The following is a 16,679-nucleotide window of genomic DNA, read 5'->3' as shown; positions in this document are numbered from 1 at the left end:
GTTTATGCGTCCTTATCCCTTGCTGAGGGCTGCATTTCCTTAGTGAGACGTAAATACAGGAGGGAAAATCTAATGCAAATCGGATTGATTGGTTTAGGTAAGATGGGTATCCACCTTTGCCAAAACATGTTGCGCAATGACAACCAAGTGGTTGCCTTTGACCTTGACAAGAAGTTGGTTGAAGAAGCTGCTTCTTACGGTGCAGAACCTGCCTACACCCTGGAAGAAATGGTTAAGAAGCTTAACCAACCACGGACTGTTTGGGTAATGGTTCCAGCCGGCAAGCCAACTGACTCCACTATGGACCAGTTAGCTGACCTGCTTGACGCTGACGACACGGTTATCGACGGTGGTAACACTTTCTGGAAGGACTCCATGCGTCACAATCGCATGTTCACCGAAAAGGGTATTCACTACTTCGACTGCGGTTCTTCAGGCGGTTGGAAGGGTGCCCTCAAGGATGGTAACTTCATGATCGGTGGGGACGACAAGGATATCTTTGAAAAGCGTCTTGCCCCATTGTTCGATGGAATTGCTGAAAAGGACGGCTACCTATATACTGGTAAGGCTGGTTCTGGTCACTACCTCAAGATGGTTCACAACGCGATCGAATACGGTATGATGGAAGCCATGGGTGAAGGTTTCGAAGTTCTGGAAGCTTCTGACTTTGACTACGACAACGCTGCCGTTGCCAAGATGTGGAACCACGGTTCTGTTATCCGCTCATGGCTGATGGAATTGGCTCAAGAAGCCTTCGAAAAGGACCCACACCTGGACAAGATCGCTGGTCGGATGCACAGTTCTGGTGAAGCTCACTGGACCCTGATGGACGCAATGGACAAGCAAGTACCAACGCCGGTTATCTACGAAGCATTAAGTCAACGGTTCCGTTCAATGCAAGACGACTCCTTCGATGGTAAGGTCGTTTCTGCACTGCGGAATGGTTTCGGTGGCCACGCAATGGACGCTGCTAAGAAGGACTAATCAGCTCGGTTAGTTTGCTTGCAATACCTCCTGCTATGATGCAGGGGGTATTTTGTTTTAAAAATTGGCCCGCCTGCCGATTGCTGGTATACTTAATTGTTAGAATAAATTTTGGATAAGAGGGTAAACAATTATGGCTGATCAATTAGCAGCAATTTTTGCACAAATCAAAAAGTATAACAAAATCATCATTCACCGGCACCAGCGCCCCGATCCGGATGCCATCGGCTCCCAGGTGGGCCTGGCCGAGATTCTGAAGGCTTCCTTCCCCTACAAGCAGGTCTACGTGGTTGGTAAGCACATTCCGGGCTTTGACTGGATCGGCACGATGGATGAGATCGATAATGATACCTTTGACGATGCATTGGTGATCGTTACCGACACTGCCAACGCGCCGCGGATTGATGACCGTCGTTTTGATAATGGTGATGAACTGATCAAGATCGACCACCACCCGAACGACGAGCCGTTTGGCGACCTGATGTGGGTCGAACCGGACGCCTCTAGCTGTTCTGAAATGATCTACGCATTCTACCAGCACTTTGCTAAGGAATTAAAGTTGCCGAAGAAGGCGGCCAGCGCTCTCTATGCCGGAATCATCGGCGATACCGGACGTTTCCTCTACCCGGCCACCACGCCGCGGACGATGCTGGTTGCCGGTGCTCTGATGGCTGCCGGGGCAGATGCGGCGGCGATCAGTCAGCGGGAGAACGAGATCACCCTGCCGCTTGCCCGTCTGTCGGCATATGTTTATGAACACCTGACGATCCTTGAGCATGGGGCGGCCTATGTTGTCCTGACGAATGACTTGCTGGATAAGTTCGGCCTGAGCGAGGCTGGTACCTCAGCGGTGGTCTCGTTGCCTGGACGGATTAAGGACGTCAGCGCCTGGGCCATCTTTGTTGAACAGGCAGATGGGCACTACCGGATTCGTCTGCGTTCTAAGGGACCTGCTATCAATGGCCTAGCCAAGCAACACGATGGTGGGGGTCATGAACTCGCCAGCGGTGCTAAGGCCAAGGACCAAGAAGAAATCAAGCAGGTGATTAGTGAGCTTGACCAGCTGACCACTGATTATGCAACGAAGTAAACCGAAAGGAACTGACAAATGACTGAAAATAAGTTTAAGAACTTTAAATTGCCGCCATACCTGATTAAGGCGGTTCAAGCGATTAACTTTTACCAACCGACCGCGATCCAGGAACGGGTGATCCCTGACATTCTAAAGGGACAAAGTGTTGTCGGCCAATCGGCGACCGGGAGCGGGAAGACCCACGCCTTCCTTCTGCCGCTCTTTGCCCGGATTAATCCCGAAGTACAGGCAGTGCAGGCGGTAATCACCACGCCGAGTCGGGAACTGGCCTACCAGATCTACGGGGCTGCTAAGCAATTAAACAAGTTTGCTCCCCAGCCGCTTACCATCCATAACTATGTCGGGGGGACCGATAAGCAGCACCAGGTTGACCAGCTGGCCCGTAAGCAGCCACAACTGGTGATTGGGACGCCCGGGCGGGTATTGGACTTGATCAAGAGCCAGGCGCTGGATATCCACACGGCAACGATGTTCGTGGTCGATGAGGCCGACATGACCCTGGACATGGGATTCTTGGAACAGGTTGACCAGATCGCCAGCAACTTCCCGGAAGACCTGCAGATGATGGTTTTCTCAGCCACGATTCCTAAGAAATTGCGGCCGTTTTTGAAGAAGTACATGGCCAATCCGCAAGTTGAGGAGATCCCGACTCAGGCGGTTATCAACCCGGACGTGCAAAACTGGCTGATGTCAACGAAGGGGCAGGACAAGAACCAACTGATCTACCGGTTGCTGACCATGGGGGAACCGTACTTGGCACTCGTTTTTGCCAATACCAAGGAACGGGTCGAAGAACTGACCCGGTACCTGGAAGGCCAGGGCCTCAAAGTGGCCATGATCCACGGGGGCTTGGAGGCTCGCCGGCGCAAGCGGACCATGCGGCAGGTGCGCAACTTGGATTATCAATACGTGGTTGCGACCGACTTGGCTGCCCGGGGGATTGACATTGACGGGGTTTCGCTGGTGATCAACGATGACATTCCAACCGATCTCGAATACTTTGTTCACCGGGTTGGCCGGACCGGCCGGAACGGGATGACCGGTACGGCGATCACCCTGTACGCACCCGCTGAGGATGAATTGATTGATAAGCTGGAAGAACGCGGTATCAAGTTTGTCCCGAAGGAATTTAAGGGCGGCCGGTTGGTGACGACCCACGACCGGAACCGGCGGAAGAACTACCGGCGCAAGCGCGATGAGCTTGACCCGTCGATGAAGGGCTTTGTCAAGAAGACCAAGAAGCGGGTCAAACCCGGTTACAAGAAGCGGATCAAGCGGGCCATCAAGGAAGATGAGCAGCAAAAGCGCAAGTTGGAACTGCGTCATAAGATCCGCAAGGCCAAGCGCCAGCGGCAACGGCAGCACCGTCGGGAACGGAATGCCCGTTGATTTTAGCAGTCAAGTTCGCTATAATATGGTTCGTCTGGGATATGCCGGTCAGGGATGATTTTCAGAGACGGTCGGGTTGCTGTGACGGCCGATGATTACCTGGCGGGTGCTCCCCATTCATAAAATTTGATATTCAACTCGGCATTTGGTCGAGAAATAAGAGGTAAACGAAATCCATCGTTGCAAGCAGAGTGGTACCGCGTCGTCCGGCGTCTCTGATCGCAAGGATGGATTTTGTTTTTTGGAAAGGGAGATATCATGAAAAAGTTAAAGAAGCTGAATAGTGCTCAGGTTCGGCGGATGTACCTGAAGTTCTTCGAAGAACACGGGCACAAGATCATGCCAAGTGCTTCCCTGGTTCCTGTCAATGACCCAACCCTGCTGTGGATCAACTCTGGGGTAGCCACGATGAAGAAGTACTTTGATGGTCAGGTTGTTCCAGAAAATCCGCGGATGACTTCTTCGCAGAAGAGTATCCGGACCAACGACATTGAAAACGTTGGGAAGACAGCTCGGCACCACACCATGTTTGAAATGCTGGGGAACTTCTCCGTTGGTGATTACTTCAAGAACGAGGTGATTCCGTGGGCCTGGGAACTGCTGACCAGTGACAAGTGGTTCGGCTTTGACCCAGCTCGGCTTTACATTACCTACTACCCAAAGGACCACGACGCTTATAACAAGTGGCGTGAAGTCGGGGTGGCTGAGGATCACCTGGTTCCGGATGAGGATAACTTCTGGGACATTGGCCAGGGTCCATCTGGTCCAGATACCGAAATCTTCTACGACCGTGGGCAAGAGTTTAACAACCTGGCCGATGACGATCCTGAAAACTATCCTGGTGGGGAAAACGAACGTTACCTGGAGATCTGGAACATCGTCTTCAGTCAGTTCAACCACACCCCTGAAGACACCTACGAACCATTGCCGCACAAGAACATTGATACCGGGATGGGGCTGGAACGGGTTGTTTCCATCTTCGAAAACGCCCCAACCAACTTTGAAACCGACCTCTTCATGCCGCTGATTAAGCAGACCGAAGAGTTTAGCGGGACGAAGAAGTACGGCGAAAACAAGGAAGACGACATCCAATTTAAGATCATCGCCGACCACATCCGGACAATCACCTTTGCTATCGGTGATGGTGCCCTGCCATCCAACATGGGGCGTGGCTACGTCATTCGGCGTCTGCTGCGGCGGGCCGTTGTTGCCGGCAAGAAATTGGGCATCGATGAACCGTTCTTGGCTAAGATGGTTCCAACGGTCGGCAAGATCATGCAGGACTACTACCCAGACGTCCTTGAGAACGCCGACTACATTGCCTCCGTCATTAAGTCAGAAGAGGATCGCTTCAGTGCAACCCTGAACGGCGGGCTGAACCTCTTAAACAACGTGATCGCTGAAGCCAAGAAGAACGGCACCAACGAGATCGACGGCAAGACTGCCTTCAAGCTCTACGATACTTATGGCTTCCCAATCGAGCTGACCAAGGAATACGCCAGCGACGAAGGCCTGACAGTTGACCAAAAGGGCTTTGAAGCTGCCATGACTGAGCAGCAGAACCGGGCCCGCAACGCCCGTGATATGGACAACGGGATGGGTGTTCAGACCGACCTGTGGACGGACTTTAAGGAAGACAGCAAGTACGTCGGCTACACTGATCTGACGGTCGATGATGCCAAGGTAATCGGCCTGGCCCATGATGGTAAGCAGGCGGACTCCGCGGATGCCGATGACAAGGATATCGAGGTCATCTTTGACGTGACCCCATTCTATGCTGAAATGGGTGGTCAGGTTGCCGATACCGGTGACATCATCGATAATTACGGCAAGAAGGTCGGCCGGGTCGTCGACGTCCAGCATGCACCAAACCAGCAGAACCTGCACCGGGTTGAATTGAGTGCGCCACTGAAGAAGGGGGCCCGCTACAAGCTAGTTGTTGACCGTCTTCGTCACCTGAAGATCGAAAAGAACCACACCGCAACCCACTTGCTTGACCAGGCATTGCGCAATGTCTTGGGTGGTCACACCCAGCAAGCCGGTTCACTGGTCGAAGAGCACTACCTGCGCTTTGATTTCAACCACTTTGGCCAGGTTACTGCCAATGACCTGCAGGCGGTTGAACAGATGGTCAACGAGCAGATCTGGAAGGAAATTCCGGTCAAGACTGTGGAAACGGACATCGACTCAGCCAAGGAGATGGGAGCCATTGCCCTCTTCTCCGACAAGTACGGTGACAAGGTGCGGGTCGTTAAGATTGGCGACTACAACACCGAATTCTGTGGTGGTGACCACGTCAAGAACACTAACGAATTGGGCCTCTTCAAGATTGTGTCCGAAGGTGGGGTCGGTGCCGGTGTCCGGCGGATCGAAGCTGTTACCTCCAGCGACGCCTTCAAGTTCCTGCAGGATCGCGATAATCTGCTTGAACAGACGGCAGCGGAATTGAAGACCGCTCAGATCAAGGAGGTTCCTCACCAGGTTGCCGCTCTGCAAGCTGACTTGAAGGATGCCCAGAAGAAGAGTGCGGCCTTAGAAGCCAAGATCGCTGCCCAACAGGCCAACAACGTCTTTGAAAACGTTCAGGATACCAAGCAGGGTCGCCTGATTGCTGCCGAAGTCAAGGTTGCCGGGATGGGTCAGCTCCGTCAACTGGCTGATAGCTGGCGTGCCAAGAAGCTCTCTGACGTCCTGGTTCTAGGGACTGCCAATGGCGATAAGGCTAATTTGCTGGTTGCCGTGAGTGACGACAAGGTCAAGGCTGGCTTAAAGGCTGGTGACTTGATCAAGGCGATTGCCAAGGCTATCAATGGTGGCGGTGGCGGTCGGCCAAACCTGGCCCAGGCCGGTGGTAAGAACCCAGCCGGGATTCAGGATGCGCTGAAGCTCGCCAAGGAATACATGGATAAGTAATTACGGTAAGGGCAACCAGTGGGAAGTAATTCTCCTGGTTGCTTTTTTGTTTCAAAAACGTCTTAATTGTGATTTGCCGATATTTATAGTAAAATATGTAGCTAAGAGACTAGCCGGAGGTGACGATTTATGACTACCAATAATGATGAAACAATGTTCTATGACTTTGGTCAGGAACGGCAGAAGAATATCAAGGATACCCTCAAGACGGTATACGAATCCTTAGAGGAGAAGGGCTACAACCCGATCAACCAGATTGTGGGCTACCTTCTGTCTGGTGATCCGGCATACATTCCCCGTTTAAATGATGCCCGGAATTTGATCCGTCAGCATGAACGTGACGAGATCATTGAGGAATTAGTTGTGTCGTATCTGAAGAATAATGGTGAGACTAAATGAGACTAATGGGTCTGGATGTCGGTTCAAAGACCGTTGGGATTGCGGTTAGTGACCCCCTGGGCTGGACAGCGCAGGCAGTCGAGATCATTCCCATCGACGAAGAAAATGAAGTCTTTGGGATTGATCGCGTTGCTGAGCTGGTTGCCAAGGAACAGGTTGCGGGATTCGTGGTCGGCCTGCCAAAGAACATGAATAACACGGAGGGGCCACGGGTAGATGCCTCTAAGCACTACGGCGACCTTCTCTTGCAGCGTTTTCCTGACATCCCCGTTGATTTCCAAGACGAACGACTAACCACCGTTGAGGCTCACCGGATGCTGGTCGAAGAAGCCGACATCTCCCGGGCCAAACAAAAAAAGGTGATCGATGAAGTTGCTGCAACCTTTATCCTGCAGAGCTACTTGGATCGTCACGGCCGCTTAGTCCAGAAATTAAAATAAGGATGAATTCATATGAGCAAACAACAATCTAATAACGATGAAAACTTAATCACCCTGATTGACGAGGACGGTAACGAACAACTCTTCAAGGAGTTATTCACCTTTGATTCCGATGATTATGGCAAGTCCTACATCTTCATCTACCCTGCTGAGCAGGAGAATGATGATTCGGTTGATATTCAGGCTTACATCGTTGCAGATAACGAAGACGGCGATGGCCAGGACCTGGTACCGATCGAGGACGACAAGGAATGGGACATGGTTGAACAAGTCCTCAACACCTTCCTCGATGACGATGGGAACTTCAATGCTTAAAATATAGCGAGTAATCGGGAAGTGACAGCCATGGGGCTGTTGCTTCCCTTTTCTATCGATAGGATAATAACATGATTCTAACAACATTAATTATTTTGATCCTGATTGGTTGCTTCATCAATGGTCATCGTCGTGGCCTGTTAATGATGGCTCTGTACACGGGGACCTACCTGGTCAGTTGGCTGGTTGCTAAATGGGGCGCTCGAGCACTCGGCGGTGGGTTGAGCGGCCTGTTGCCCGATGTCAGTCAGAACGCGACGTATTCGTCAACAATCCTAAGGACGGTTGACAATAACGCCTTCTTCTATAACGGGATTGCCTTTCTGGTGATCTTCACCTTGGTCGCGGCCCTTTGCCACTGGGGAATTGGCAAGTTGCGCTGGATCAAGCGTTTGCCGATAATTGGGACCTTTGATCAGCTGGCCGGCGGGATTTTATCCTTGGTGGTCGGCTACGTGGTGATCTACGTGGCCCTGGTAATCCTGCAGCTGTGGCCAGCCGGCTGGTGGCAGCTGCAGCTCGCCAATTCGGGACTAGCCCAGTTTATGATCAATCAGACCCCGGACCTGGCCCAATTAGTGATCAATACGCTTAAATAAAGGAAGAGTGAGAATGAACCACAAAATTACGGAAACACTAGAATTTGCACGCATCAAGGGGATGCTGGCCCGTTACCTGGTTTCAGCGGCTGGTCATCATGAGCTGGAGCGGATGGTGCCGCAGGGCGACTATGCCCGGGTACAGCAATACCTGACGGAGACGACTGATGGCGCAGACATCCTGCGGCTTGAGGGTGGGATTCCGATTCCCAAATTGGCAGATATCCAGCCCCAAATGAAGCGGCTCAAGATCGGGGCCAACCTTAACGGTACGGAATTGGCCCAGGTAACCAAGGTCCTGCAGACCAGTATGAGCGTAAAGAACTTTTTCGACCAGATGCGCGAGAAGAAGATCAAGTTGCGGGTCCTGGACCAGCTGGTTGACCGGCTGGTAACGATCCCTTCAATCACCCAGCGGTTAGTGCGGTCAGTAGACCCGGACGGCCGCTTGAATGATGAGGCCTCAACTAAGCTGCACGGTATCCGTCAGCTGATCGTCAAGACGGAGGGGGAGATTCATCAGCAGATGGAACGCTACACTCGGGGGAAGGGCGCCAAGTACCTGAGCGAACCAGTAGTGACCATCAGAAATGACCGCTATGTCGTACCTGCCCTGGCCCGTTACCGTAATAAACTGGGTGGGGTGGTTCACGATCAAAGTGCCAGCGGACAGACCCTTTACATCGAGCCGGCCGGGGTGGTTGAGTACAACAACCGTCTGCGTCAGGCCCAGATTGAAGAACGCCAGGAGATGCTGAAGATCCTGGCCGAGCTCTCGGCCCTGATCGCCCCGTACCGGCACGATATTCAAAATAACGAACGGGTACTGGGCAAACTGGACTTTATTAATGCCAAGGCAGCCCTGGCTCACGATATGAAGGCCAGCCTGCCCCTGCTTTCCCAAGAGAACCACGTCAACCTTCGCCATGCCCGTCACCCCTTGATTGACCCGCATAAGGTGGTGCCTAACGATATTAAGATCGGCAAAGACTACCAGGCCATCGTGATCACCGGGCCGAACACCGGTGGGAAGACGATTACCTTGAAGACCCTCGGCCTGATTCAACTGATGGGCCAGTCAGGCCTGTTTATTCCGGCGGAAGAGGGGAGTACAATTGGCGTCTTTGACGATATCTTTGCCGACATTGGGGACGAACAGTCTTTGGAGCAGAATCTTTCGACCTTCTCGGGACACATGGATAACGTGAAGACGATCCTTGAGCAAATCACCGATCGGAGCCTCGTCCTGCTGGATGAACTCGGTGCCGGGACGGACCCTAAGGAAGGGGCGGCCCTGGCGATGGCGATCCTTGACCAGATCGGCAGCAAGGGGAGCACGGCGGTCATCACGACCCACTACCCGGAGCTGAAGGTATACGGCTACGACCGGGCAAAGACGATCAACGCCAGCATGGAGTTTGATACCGAGACCCTCCAGCCAACCTACCGGCTCCTGCTGGGGATCCCCGGACGGTCTAACGGGATTGAAATCGCCCAACGCTTGGGGATCGATGGGGCCGTCATCGCCGAAGCCCGTTCCCTGGTCAGCGACGACAGTCAGGACCTTAACAAGATGATCGGTGACCTGGTGGCCCAACGAAAGGCGGCCCGGGAGGAGAATGAACGCCTGACGAAATTGGTAAGCGCCAACGAGCGGACACAAAAGGAATTGGACGAGAAGCTGAGCCGGTTTAACGAACAACGGGATAAGCTCTTCGACCAGGCCCGTTCCCAGGCCAACCACCAGGTCTCAATGGCTAAGAAGAAGGCCAACAGTATCATCCACCACCTCCGCCAGCTGGAGGTCCAGCAAGGAGCCAACGTCAAGGAGAATCAGTTGATCGATGCCCAGGGGGCCCTGAATGCCCTGCACCAGGATGATCCGCGGCTCAAGCACAATAGCGTCCTCAAGCGGGCTAAGGCCAAGCACGACCTCCATAAGGGGGATGCGGTACTGGTCAAGTCTTACGGTCAGTATGGCGAGCTGCTGGACAAACGCGGCAACCACAAGTGGGAGGTTCAGATCGGGATTCTCAAGATGGAGATTGATGAACGGGACCTGGAGAAGGTTGCTAAGAAGTCCCTGCCGGAGGAAAAGACGACCCGGCGTAGTGCGGTGCATACTACTCAGACTCGGCACACTTCGGCCCGGCTCGACCTGCGGGGACACCGTTACGAGCAGGCGATTAGCGAGCTCAGCGACTTCATTGACCACGCGCTCTTAAATAACCTTTCTTCTGTCACCATTATTCACGGTAAGGGAACCGGTGCCCTGCGGAAGGGCACTCAGCAGTACCTGCAGAGCAATCCACGGGTTAAATCATTCGGCTATGCGGCACCGAATAACGGTGGCGACGGCGCGACGATCGTTAACCTATAATCGACTGACAAAAAGTAAGCCAAAACTCGTGACAGGGATATTAGTCTCTGCTAGAATATGGGTAGTTATTCAATAGGAGGACAAGAAAATGGCTGTTAACGTAACAACTGACCAAAGTTTTGAGCAAGATACTGCAACCGGGGTCGCCCTGGTTGACTTCTGGGCAACCTGGTGCGGTCCATGTCGGATGCAATCACCAGTAGTTGAGGCATTGTCTGAGGAGATGCCGGAGGTTAATTTCTACAAGCTGGATGTTGACCAGAATCCAGAGACTGCTCGCAAGTTCCGGATTATGAGTATCCCAACCCTGATGATCAAGAAGGACGGTCAGGTCGTTGACCAGATCGTCGGCTACCACCCGAAGGAACAGCTCCAGCAGATTCTGCAACAATACACGGCCTAACACGAATAACAGCCCTGATGAACGTTAACTTGTTCATCAGGGCTGTTATTATTTTTCACGTTTTTTCTTAAGCAATGGTCGCTTACGTTTTTTCTTGGGTGCTTCCGCATCTTTTTGCGGAGCAGTGACGTGGATGAAGGTGACCAGTTCGCTTCGTTCGCTATCGGCATCGGTTTTCGGATCATTCTGAACGGTGATGTCGACATATTCATGGTGCCGGTCGGACAGCTCCGCCTCGGCAACTGTGCCGAGCTGAAATTCGATTTCCTGGGCCAGAAAACCGAGCTCTAGGCCAAAGGAGGTTTGCTCCTCGTCACGGTGGATTCGTTCGGCAACGATCGGTCCGGCCAGCCGCCAGACTTGACTGGTCTTATCCTGGCGCTGTAATTGAAGATCGCCTAACCCCAGTTGGTGAGTCAAAATGATGAGATCGTCGTGGGTGGCGACGGGGTACTCACGTGCCAGGTCCTTTCCAATCCAATAGAGCATGTCGTCGGCTTCCTTGCCAAGGATGCTCGGCAGGATGACGTCACGCAGGGTTCCGTTCATCAGTCCCTGGTGACTGGCTAGCAATTGATCATAACGTTTTTGACTCATTAAAATTTCGCTCCTTTATCACAATCAAGTCTTATTATACTTAAAAATGCCGGCGGTAATAGTAAAATTTTTTAAAATAGGCAAGAAAATAATTTCTTTTACACAACCCGGAAAGACAAATTGGTAATTAAGTTGTAAATTCGAGTGGTGACCAGGACAGAAAAGGAACCCGTCCGGCTGGGTTGTTCACTAAAACTTGCAAATTTTACAAATGAAAACCATAATATAGTTTTAAAGAACTTTTCGCGGATTAAAGTGAAAATAATGAGGTGAAGAAAATGGATGAACGCCCTATTGGCTTAATGGACTCGGGACTTGGCGGCCTGTCAGTGATGCGGGTCCTGCATAAGCAGCTCCCCGCTGAATCGCTTATCTTTTTGGGCGATCAGGGGCACTTTCCCTACGGAACTAAGAGCCAGGAAGAGTTACAGGAGTTGGTATTGAAGATTGGCCGTTTCCTGGTCGATCAGGGGATTAAGATGATGATTATCGCCTGCAATACCGCCACGGGTGCTGCTTTGCCCTTGCTGCAAAAGGAACTGCCAGTACCCGTAATTGGAGTAATTGAACCTGGGGCCATCGCGGCGGTTAACCATCACTTGAAGACGGTTGGGGTGATTGGGACCGCGTCGACGATAGAAAAAGGGGCCTACCCACGAACCATTAAGCAACTCGCTCCTGAGATGACAGTTTACAGTCATGCCGCCCAGCCGATGGTATCGATTGTTGAACATGGTTTGACTGGGACGCCAACTGCTCAGGCCACGGTTGATACGGAACTAGCCTTCTTTGATCAGCACCCGGTTGACGGGCTGATCCTAGGCTGTACTCATTTCCCGTTTTTAGCAACCGAAATTCAGTATAAGATGGGGGATGACGTCCTGCTGATCGATCCCGCCTATGAAACCATCAAGCAGGCACAGAAATTACTGGCAAAGCAGAAATTACTGACGGATAAATCATCCGGTACGATTAAACTGTACACGACCGGTGAACAAGCGGATCTGATTGCCGGGGCGAAGAAGTGGCTGGCCGGCCAGTTTACCAGTTGTGACCACGTTGACCTGTAAGAAAGAAGGATATTTTAGATGACCACATTAGTAATTGCTACCAAGAATGCCGGCAAGGCGCGGGAGTACCGGAAAATGTTTGCGCCGCACGGGATTACGGTGAAGACGCTGGCGGACTTTGCTCCGGTGAAGATCGATGAAAATGGCACTACTTTTGAGGAAAATGCCATGATCAAGGCCAAAACGGTAGTGGATGCCCTGAACCTGCCGGTGATGGCCGATGATTCAGGATTGGTAGTGGATGCCCTAAACGGGGCGCCGGGAGTCCACTCCGCCCGCTATGCCGGTGACCACGATGATGCGGCCAACAATGCCAAGCTCCTGCGTGAACTGGCCGACGTGCCTGATGAAAAGCGGACGGCTCACTTCCACACAACGATTGTTGCGCTAAAGCCAGACGGGGCCAAACTGGTCGCCAATGGTCGAGTTGATGGCCGGATCCTTCATGATCGTCGTGGGCAAAACGGCTTTGGCTATGATCCGCTTTTCTTTGTTGAATCCCTTGGGAAGTCGATGGCGGAACTGACGGCAGACCAAAAGAATGCCATCAGTCACCGGGGCGCGGCCTTGCGGGAATTCATGGCTAAGTTCCCAGAATGGTGGCGGGCATGATGAAATTCTTAATTATCAGTGACAATCATGGCGACCAACCGATCTTAGAGACGGTCATGGAGCATTGGCAGGGCCGCGTTGATCTCATGGTTCATTGCGGTGACTCGGAAATGCCGCCAACTTTGCCGGTAATGCAGCGCTTCGACATCGCTGTGCGGGGAAATAATGACTGGGGCCTGGATTACCCGCTGGAGCAGACTGTTGTGAATGATAACCAGCGAATCTACGCTACCCATGGCCACCGTTACCAGGTCAACGCCACCCTTACGCCGTTGATGCTCAAGGGACAAGAACAACGGGCGGATGTGGTCTGTTACGGTCATACCCACCAGCTTGCGGTGACGGTTGAGGACGGGATGCTGATGATTAATCCCGGCAGCATCAGCCTGCCACGGGGTCAGTACGCCGGTCTCGGCGGCACGTACGCAGTTGTTGAGGCGACCGGAGAGCGCTTCGTTGTTGACTACTACGATCGCAATAACCAGCCAGTAGCCGATCTGCACTTTGTCTTTAATCGTTAGGGGGACGTTTTATGATTGACCAACACCTGCAACGGATGCTTTTGACCAATAAGCAGAAGTTCATGATTCCGGCAAGCTTGGTTGCCACGGTTAATGTTACTAATAGTCTGGACCATGCCTTCCTGGTTTTGACCAAGGACCGCTACGCCAAGATCGTGGTGATTGATAATGATAACCGCTACCGGGGGCTGATCTCCCTGGCAATGATTACTGACCGCTTGCTGGACACCCGGCGGATCGCCGTTAATCGCTTGCAGCAGTTTGTGGTTGGCGATGTCATGCAAACGGACGCGCCGGTGATTACCGATCCGTTTGATGTGGAGGAGAACCTTCACCTGCTGATCGATCAGTCCTTCTTGACCGTGATCGATGATGAGCAGCATTTCCGAGGAATCGTCACCCGGCGGGAGTTATTGAAGGCCGTGAACTACACTGTTCATAACTTTGACCACTTCTATCGGATTCAGGATAAACAGTAAGAGACTGTAACATAAGGCCTGCTATCCACACTAAAGATTTACAGTACGGTCCATAAATGGCCCCAAACGTTCGGAAAAAACGCTTGGGGCCATTTATGCTAGCAGGGCTCACAGGGGCTGATTTCGCATTGAACGGCGAAGTCGCACCCGCGCCCTTTCTTGTCTAAAAATTATTCTTGATCAGTTGTTCGATTGTCTTGATGACACCATCGTGGTTGTTGTCGGTGACAGTGGTGTGGGCCGCCTGCAATTTGATAACCGGGTTAGCGTTCTTCATGGCATAGCTCTGGGAGGTCATGGCCAGCATCCCCAGGTCGTTTTCGTTGTCGCCAAACGTGACAATTTCATTATCACGCAGGTGGAGACGGCGCTGGAGAACAGCCAGGGCGTTGCGCTTGGTTCCCTGGGCATTGCCAATCAAGTCGGTATTAAATCCAGAATTCTCAATAATAAGCGATGGCGGCAGGTAGCCGTCTAGTACGGCTGCTACCTTGTTGAGGTCAATGTGCGGTGCAAAATTGATTGAGATCTTGGTAAAACGTTCATTAGGGTATTTGCTAAAAACCTGCCGGATATCCGGCACCCGGATCACGTTCTCGTAAAAGAGCTTGACGATGGCAAAGTTCTTCTTATCCATTTGCTGGTCAACATAGGAAGTGGTGGGGCCAGAAACGACCAGCTGGTTGATATCTTGGGGACCATAGAATCGGTCGAGGATGTGCATCACCCGCTCCAGAGCGGTTACCTCGATGGGGTAGGCCGTGAGAAACTGATGACCGTGATGGATCACGGATCCGTTTTGAGAGATGAAGTCCATCTCGTCGATGTATGGTTGAAACTCCCGGGCCAGCCGGGGAAAGCTGGAGCCGCTTGCTGCCACAAAGCGGATGTTACGCTTTTGGAGCTGGTGGAAGAGGCGCTTGAACCGGCGCTGGTTATAGTGGTGGTCGTCACGCAAGAAGGTTCCATCCATGTCGGTCGCAATTAGTTTAATGGTCATTATGGTGATTTCCCTCCCAAGATAATGGAATGTTTTTGGCGTGCAGGGCCTGCAAGTAGGCTGCTAAGAACTTGCTGCTGATCCGGGACTGGCTGCCGTTAGCAACGGTGATGGTCACCCGAAATGCCAGCTGCGTCCCCACCGTGACTGGTCCCACGATCACGGGCTGGTCGCGCAGCTCCGGAGTGGTGGCGATGAGTTTCTTATTAACGGTCATCACCGTATCCTTAACTTCAGAGATCACGGCATTGGGGGCAATATAGATGTCAACGTTGGTTATCATATCATTGCGGGAGAAATTGCGCACGATGGTGATGTTGCGGTTGGGGATGTAGTTAAGGGTCCCATCCGCGCTGGTGACCTTGGTCGTCCGAATGCCGAGCGCGGTAACGGTTCCCTTGATGTTGTCAACCTCGACGATGTCCCCTACGTCAAGCTGCTGTTCGAGCAGGATGAAAAATCCGTTGACCAGGTCGCTGACAAATCCCTGGGCCCCCAGCCCGAGGGCGATACTGAAGATCCCGGCTCCGGCAATCAGGGTACCAACCGGGACGCCGATCTCGGAGAGCAGTGCGTACAAGAAGAAAAAGTAGCAGGTGTAGCGGTAGATATTGAGGGTCAGGGCCCGAATGGTGGCCAGCCGATTGCTGTTTTTGAGGAGCTGGTACTTATTGGACTCGAGAAAAAGGTGGTTGATGACGAGTCGGCCGAGCCACAGGATGACTGCGAAGAGCAGGAACGTCAGTACGATCAGCAGGAGTTTATTCAGAAACTGTTGGAGGATCTGGTGCCAGGATAGGTCGGTGAACGCCTTGCGGACCTCCTCGATTTGTTTATTAAATTGGGCATAGCTGGCAGCGATGACCATATTATTTCTCCCCCTCGTTAGTAATTAGGTCAATTTTAACAAGGAATGCCACAAAATGTCGATAGGACAATTGTTGTTTAGCCCCCTTTTGTGATATTCTAATCCTGAATAACCCACATAATGACCACTTAATAAAAGGAGGGGTACGATGACTTTTGGACAATTAGCAGGTCTGATCGCCGCAATCGCATTCTTGATTCTGGTTGTATTCGCCTGCGTTGTGTTGACACAACTGACCAAAACAATGAGGGAAACCAATAACAGCATTACGCTCTTAACACGTGACATGGATAACTTGAGCAAGGAGGTTGAGGATGTTTTAAGTAATACCAACTCCCTGCTGGAGGACATCAACAAGAAGTCTAGCCAGCTGGACCCGGCGGTTAAGGCGGTTGCAGACGTCAGTCAAAGCGTGATTGACATCAACGACAGTCTTCATGACATGACGGAGAAGGTCAATGCCCGCCGTGAGAAGGCCCAGTTAGGGATGAGCCTGCTGAAGACGGTTGGCAAGACCGCTGTTGTAAACGGGATTACCCGGTTTAGAAAGCGGCGTGCAGATAAGAAGGGAGTCGATACGGATGAATAAGAAAGCATTAATTGGGGCACTCTTGGGT

18 protein-coding genes are annotated in these 16,679 nt (G+C 52.2%); 15 read left to right on the top strand and 3 right to left on the bottom strand.

What is annotated here, in order from left to right; translation table 11 throughout:
• The first annotated feature begins 72 nt into the window (after nucleotides 1–72).
• The 10 genes from gnd (at nucleotide 73) to trxA (ending at nucleotide 10,915) form a co-directional block, all read left to right on the top strand.
• Nucleotides 73–984, top strand: coding sequence for a phosphogluconate dehydrogenase (NAD(+)-dependent, decarboxylating) (gene gnd, locus ACI31J_RS07885; protein WP_439773870.1), 912 nt, complete (start codon nucleotides 73–75; stop codon nucleotides 982–984).
• A gap of 133 nt (nucleotides 985–1,117) precedes the next feature.
• Nucleotides 1,118–2,074, top strand: a complete 957-nt coding sequence (locus ACI31J_RS07880) for a DHH family phosphoesterase (protein WP_439773869.1) — start codon at nucleotides 1,118–1,120, stop codon at nucleotides 2,072–2,074.
• A gap of 18 nt (nucleotides 2,075–2,092) precedes the next feature.
• On the top strand, nucleotides 2,093–3,466 hold the full coding sequence (locus ACI31J_RS07875; RefSeq protein ID WP_439773868.1) for a DEAD/DEAH box helicase: 1,374 nt from the start codon (nucleotides 2,093–2,095) through the stop codon (nucleotides 3,464–3,466).
• Nucleotides 3,467–3,724: 258 nt separating this feature from the next.
• Nucleotides 3,725–6,379 (top strand): alanine--tRNA ligase, encoded by a 2,655-nt coding sequence (alaS, locus tag ACI31J_RS07870; protein WP_439773867.1) that lies wholly within the window; start codon nucleotides 3,725–3,727, stop codon nucleotides 6,377–6,379.
• Nucleotides 6,380–6,508: 129 nt separating this feature from the next.
• Nucleotides 6,509–6,778 (top strand): IreB family regulatory phosphoprotein, encoded by a 270-nt coding sequence (locus tag ACI31J_RS07865; RefSeq protein ID WP_057807046.1) that lies wholly within the window; start codon nucleotides 6,509–6,511, stop codon nucleotides 6,776–6,778.
• A complete protein-coding gene (gene ruvX / locus ACI31J_RS07860) occupies nucleotides 6,775–7,218 on the top strand; it encodes a Holliday junction resolvase RuvX (protein WP_439773866.1) in 444 nt (147 codons plus the stop codon). Before ACI31J_RS07865 ends, ruvX begins: the two co-directional genes overlap by 4 nt.
• A gap of 12 nt (nucleotides 7,219–7,230) precedes the next feature.
• Nucleotides 7,231–7,533 (top strand): DUF1292 domain-containing protein, encoded by a 303-nt coding sequence (locus tag ACI31J_RS07855; RefSeq protein WP_283592964.1) that lies wholly within the window; start codon nucleotides 7,231–7,233, stop codon nucleotides 7,531–7,533.
• Nucleotides 7,534–7,604: 71 nt separating this feature from the next.
• Nucleotides 7,605–8,132, top strand: a complete 528-nt coding sequence (locus ACI31J_RS07850; protein ID WP_439773865.1) for a CvpA family protein — start codon at nucleotides 7,605–7,607, stop codon at nucleotides 8,130–8,132.
• A 13-nt stretch (nucleotides 8,133–8,145) separates the two neighbouring features.
• Nucleotides 8,146–10,512 (top strand): endonuclease MutS2, encoded by a 2,367-nt coding sequence (locus tag ACI31J_RS07845; protein WP_439773864.1) that lies wholly within the window; start codon nucleotides 8,146–8,148, stop codon nucleotides 10,510–10,512.
• Between the two features lie 88 nt (nucleotides 10,513–10,600).
• The gene (gene trxA, locus ACI31J_RS07840; RefSeq protein WP_439773863.1) at nucleotides 10,601–10,915 is read left to right on the top strand and encodes a thioredoxin; all 315 of its coding nucleotides are present in this window, start codon (nucleotides 10,601–10,603) and stop codon (nucleotides 10,913–10,915) included.
• Nucleotides 10,916–10,963: 48 nt separating this feature from the next.
• On the opposite strand, the gene ACI31J_RS07835 is transcribed toward trxA, so the two are convergent.
• Nucleotides 10,964–11,512 carry a YslB family protein gene (locus tag ACI31J_RS07835; RefSeq protein WP_439773862.1) on the bottom strand — a complete coding sequence of 183 codons (549 nt, stop codon included), beginning with the start codon at nucleotides 11,510–11,512 and terminating at the stop codon, nucleotides 10,964–10,966.
• Between the two features lie 278 nt (nucleotides 11,513–11,790).
• On the opposite strand from ACI31J_RS07835, the gene murI reads away from it, so the two are divergent.
• Genes murI through cbpB form a run of 4 tightly spaced genes read left to right on the top strand, consistent with a single transcriptional unit; the run spans nucleotide 11,791 to nucleotide 14,194 of the window.
• Nucleotides 11,791–12,582 carry a glutamate racemase gene (gene murI, locus ACI31J_RS07830; RefSeq protein WP_439773861.1) on the top strand — a complete coding sequence of 264 codons (792 nt, stop codon included), beginning with the start codon at nucleotides 11,791–11,793 and terminating at the stop codon, nucleotides 12,580–12,582.
• A gap of 18 nt (nucleotides 12,583–12,600) precedes the next feature.
• Nucleotides 12,601–13,194 (top strand): XTP/dITP diphosphatase, encoded by a 594-nt coding sequence (locus ACI31J_RS07825; protein ID WP_439773860.1) that lies wholly within the window; start codon nucleotides 12,601–12,603, stop codon nucleotides 13,192–13,194.
• Complete coding sequence (locus ACI31J_RS07820) at nucleotides 13,194–13,715, top strand: metallophosphoesterase (RefSeq protein ID WP_439773859.1); 522 nt, start codon at nucleotides 13,194–13,196, stop codon at nucleotides 13,713–13,715. The genes ACI31J_RS07825 and ACI31J_RS07820 overlap by 1 nt, the downstream gene beginning before the upstream one ends.
• A gap of 11 nt (nucleotides 13,716–13,726) precedes the next feature.
• A complete protein-coding gene (gene cbpB, locus ACI31J_RS07815; RefSeq protein WP_439773858.1) occupies nucleotides 13,727–14,194 on the top strand; it encodes a cyclic-di-AMP-binding protein CbpB in 468 nt (155 codons plus the stop codon).
• A 163-nt stretch (nucleotides 14,195–14,357) separates the two neighbouring features.
• On the opposite strand, the gene ACI31J_RS07810 is transcribed toward cbpB, so the two are convergent.
• Nucleotides 14,358–15,194 (bottom strand): HAD-IIB family hydrolase, encoded by an 837-nt coding sequence (locus ACI31J_RS07810; protein ID WP_439773857.1) that lies wholly within the window; start codon nucleotides 15,192–15,194, stop codon nucleotides 14,358–14,360.
• Entirely contained in the window at nucleotides 15,184–16,062 is an 879-nt protein-coding gene (locus ACI31J_RS07805) for a mechanosensitive ion channel family protein (RefSeq protein ID WP_439773856.1), read from the bottom strand. Before ACI31J_RS07805 ends, ACI31J_RS07810 begins: the two co-directional genes overlap by 11 nt.
• 148 nt (nucleotides 16,063–16,210) lie before the next feature.
• On the opposite strand from ACI31J_RS07805, the gene ACI31J_RS07800 reads away from it, so the two are divergent.
• Entirely contained in the window at nucleotides 16,211–16,651 is a 441-nt protein-coding gene (locus ACI31J_RS07800) for a DUF948 domain-containing protein (RefSeq protein WP_439773855.1), read from the top strand.
• Nucleotides 16,652–16,679: the final 28 nt, after the last annotated feature.

The sequence above is a fragment of the Limosilactobacillus sp. genome (assembly GCF_051873075.1).
GTDB lineage: Bacteria > Bacillota > Bacilli > Lactobacillales > Lactobacillaceae > Limosilactobacillus.
The sequence above is the reverse complement of the archived record's forward strand: the minus strand, read 5'-3'. Positions and strand labels throughout refer to the sequence as shown.

Coding starts and splice junctions, on each gene's coding strand:
- gnd (WP_439773870.1), top strand. CDS start 73: ATGCAAATCGGATTGATTGGTTTAGGTAAGATGGGTATCCACCTTTGC.
- ACI31J_RS07880 (WP_439773869.1), top strand. CDS start 1,118: ATGGCTGATCAATTAGCAGCAATTTTTGCACAAATCAAAAAGTATAAC.
- ACI31J_RS07875 (WP_439773868.1), top strand. CDS start 2,093: ATGACTGAAAATAAGTTTAAGAACTTTAAATTGCCGCCATACCTGATT.
- alaS (WP_439773867.1), top strand. CDS start 3,725: ATGAAAAAGTTAAAGAAGCTGAATAGTGCTCAGGTTCGGCGGATGTAC.
- ACI31J_RS07865 (WP_057807046.1), top strand. CDS start 6,509: ATGACTACCAATAATGATGAAACAATGTTCTATGACTTTGGTCAGGAA.
- ruvX (WP_439773866.1), top strand. CDS start 6,775: ATGAGACTAATGGGTCTGGATGTCGGTTCAAAGACCGTTGGGATTGCG.
- ACI31J_RS07855 (WP_283592964.1), top strand. CDS start 7,231: ATGAGCAAACAACAATCTAATAACGATGAAAACTTAATCACCCTGATT.
- ACI31J_RS07850 (WP_439773865.1), top strand. CDS start 7,605: ATGATTCTAACAACATTAATTATTTTGATCCTGATTGGTTGCTTCATC.
- ACI31J_RS07845 (WP_439773864.1), top strand. CDS start 8,146: ATGAACCACAAAATTACGGAAACACTAGAATTTGCACGCATCAAGGGG.
- trxA (WP_439773863.1), top strand. CDS start 10,601: ATGGCTGTTAACGTAACAACTGACCAAAGTTTTGAGCAAGATACTGCA.
- ACI31J_RS07835 (WP_439773862.1), bottom strand. CDS start 11,512: ATGAGTCAAAAACGTTATGATCAATTGCTAGCCAGTCACCAGGGACTG.
- murI (WP_439773861.1), top strand. CDS start 11,791: ATGGATGAACGCCCTATTGGCTTAATGGACTCGGGACTTGGCGGCCTG.
- ACI31J_RS07825 (WP_439773860.1), top strand. CDS start 12,601: ATGACCACATTAGTAATTGCTACCAAGAATGCCGGCAAGGCGCGGGAG.
- ACI31J_RS07820 (WP_439773859.1), top strand. CDS start 13,194: ATGAAATTCTTAATTATCAGTGACAATCATGGCGACCAACCGATCTTA.
- cbpB (WP_439773858.1), top strand. CDS start 13,727: ATGATTGACCAACACCTGCAACGGATGCTTTTGACCAATAAGCAGAAG.
- ACI31J_RS07810 (WP_439773857.1), bottom strand. CDS start 15,194: ATGACCATTAAACTAATTGCGACCGACATGGATGGAACCTTCTTGCGT.
- ACI31J_RS07805 (WP_439773856.1), bottom strand. CDS start 16,062: ATGGTCATCGCTGCCAGCTATGCCCAATTTAATAAACAAATCGAGGAG.
- ACI31J_RS07800 (WP_439773855.1), top strand. CDS start 16,211: ATGACTTTTGGACAATTAGCAGGTCTGATCGCCGCAATCGCATTCTTG.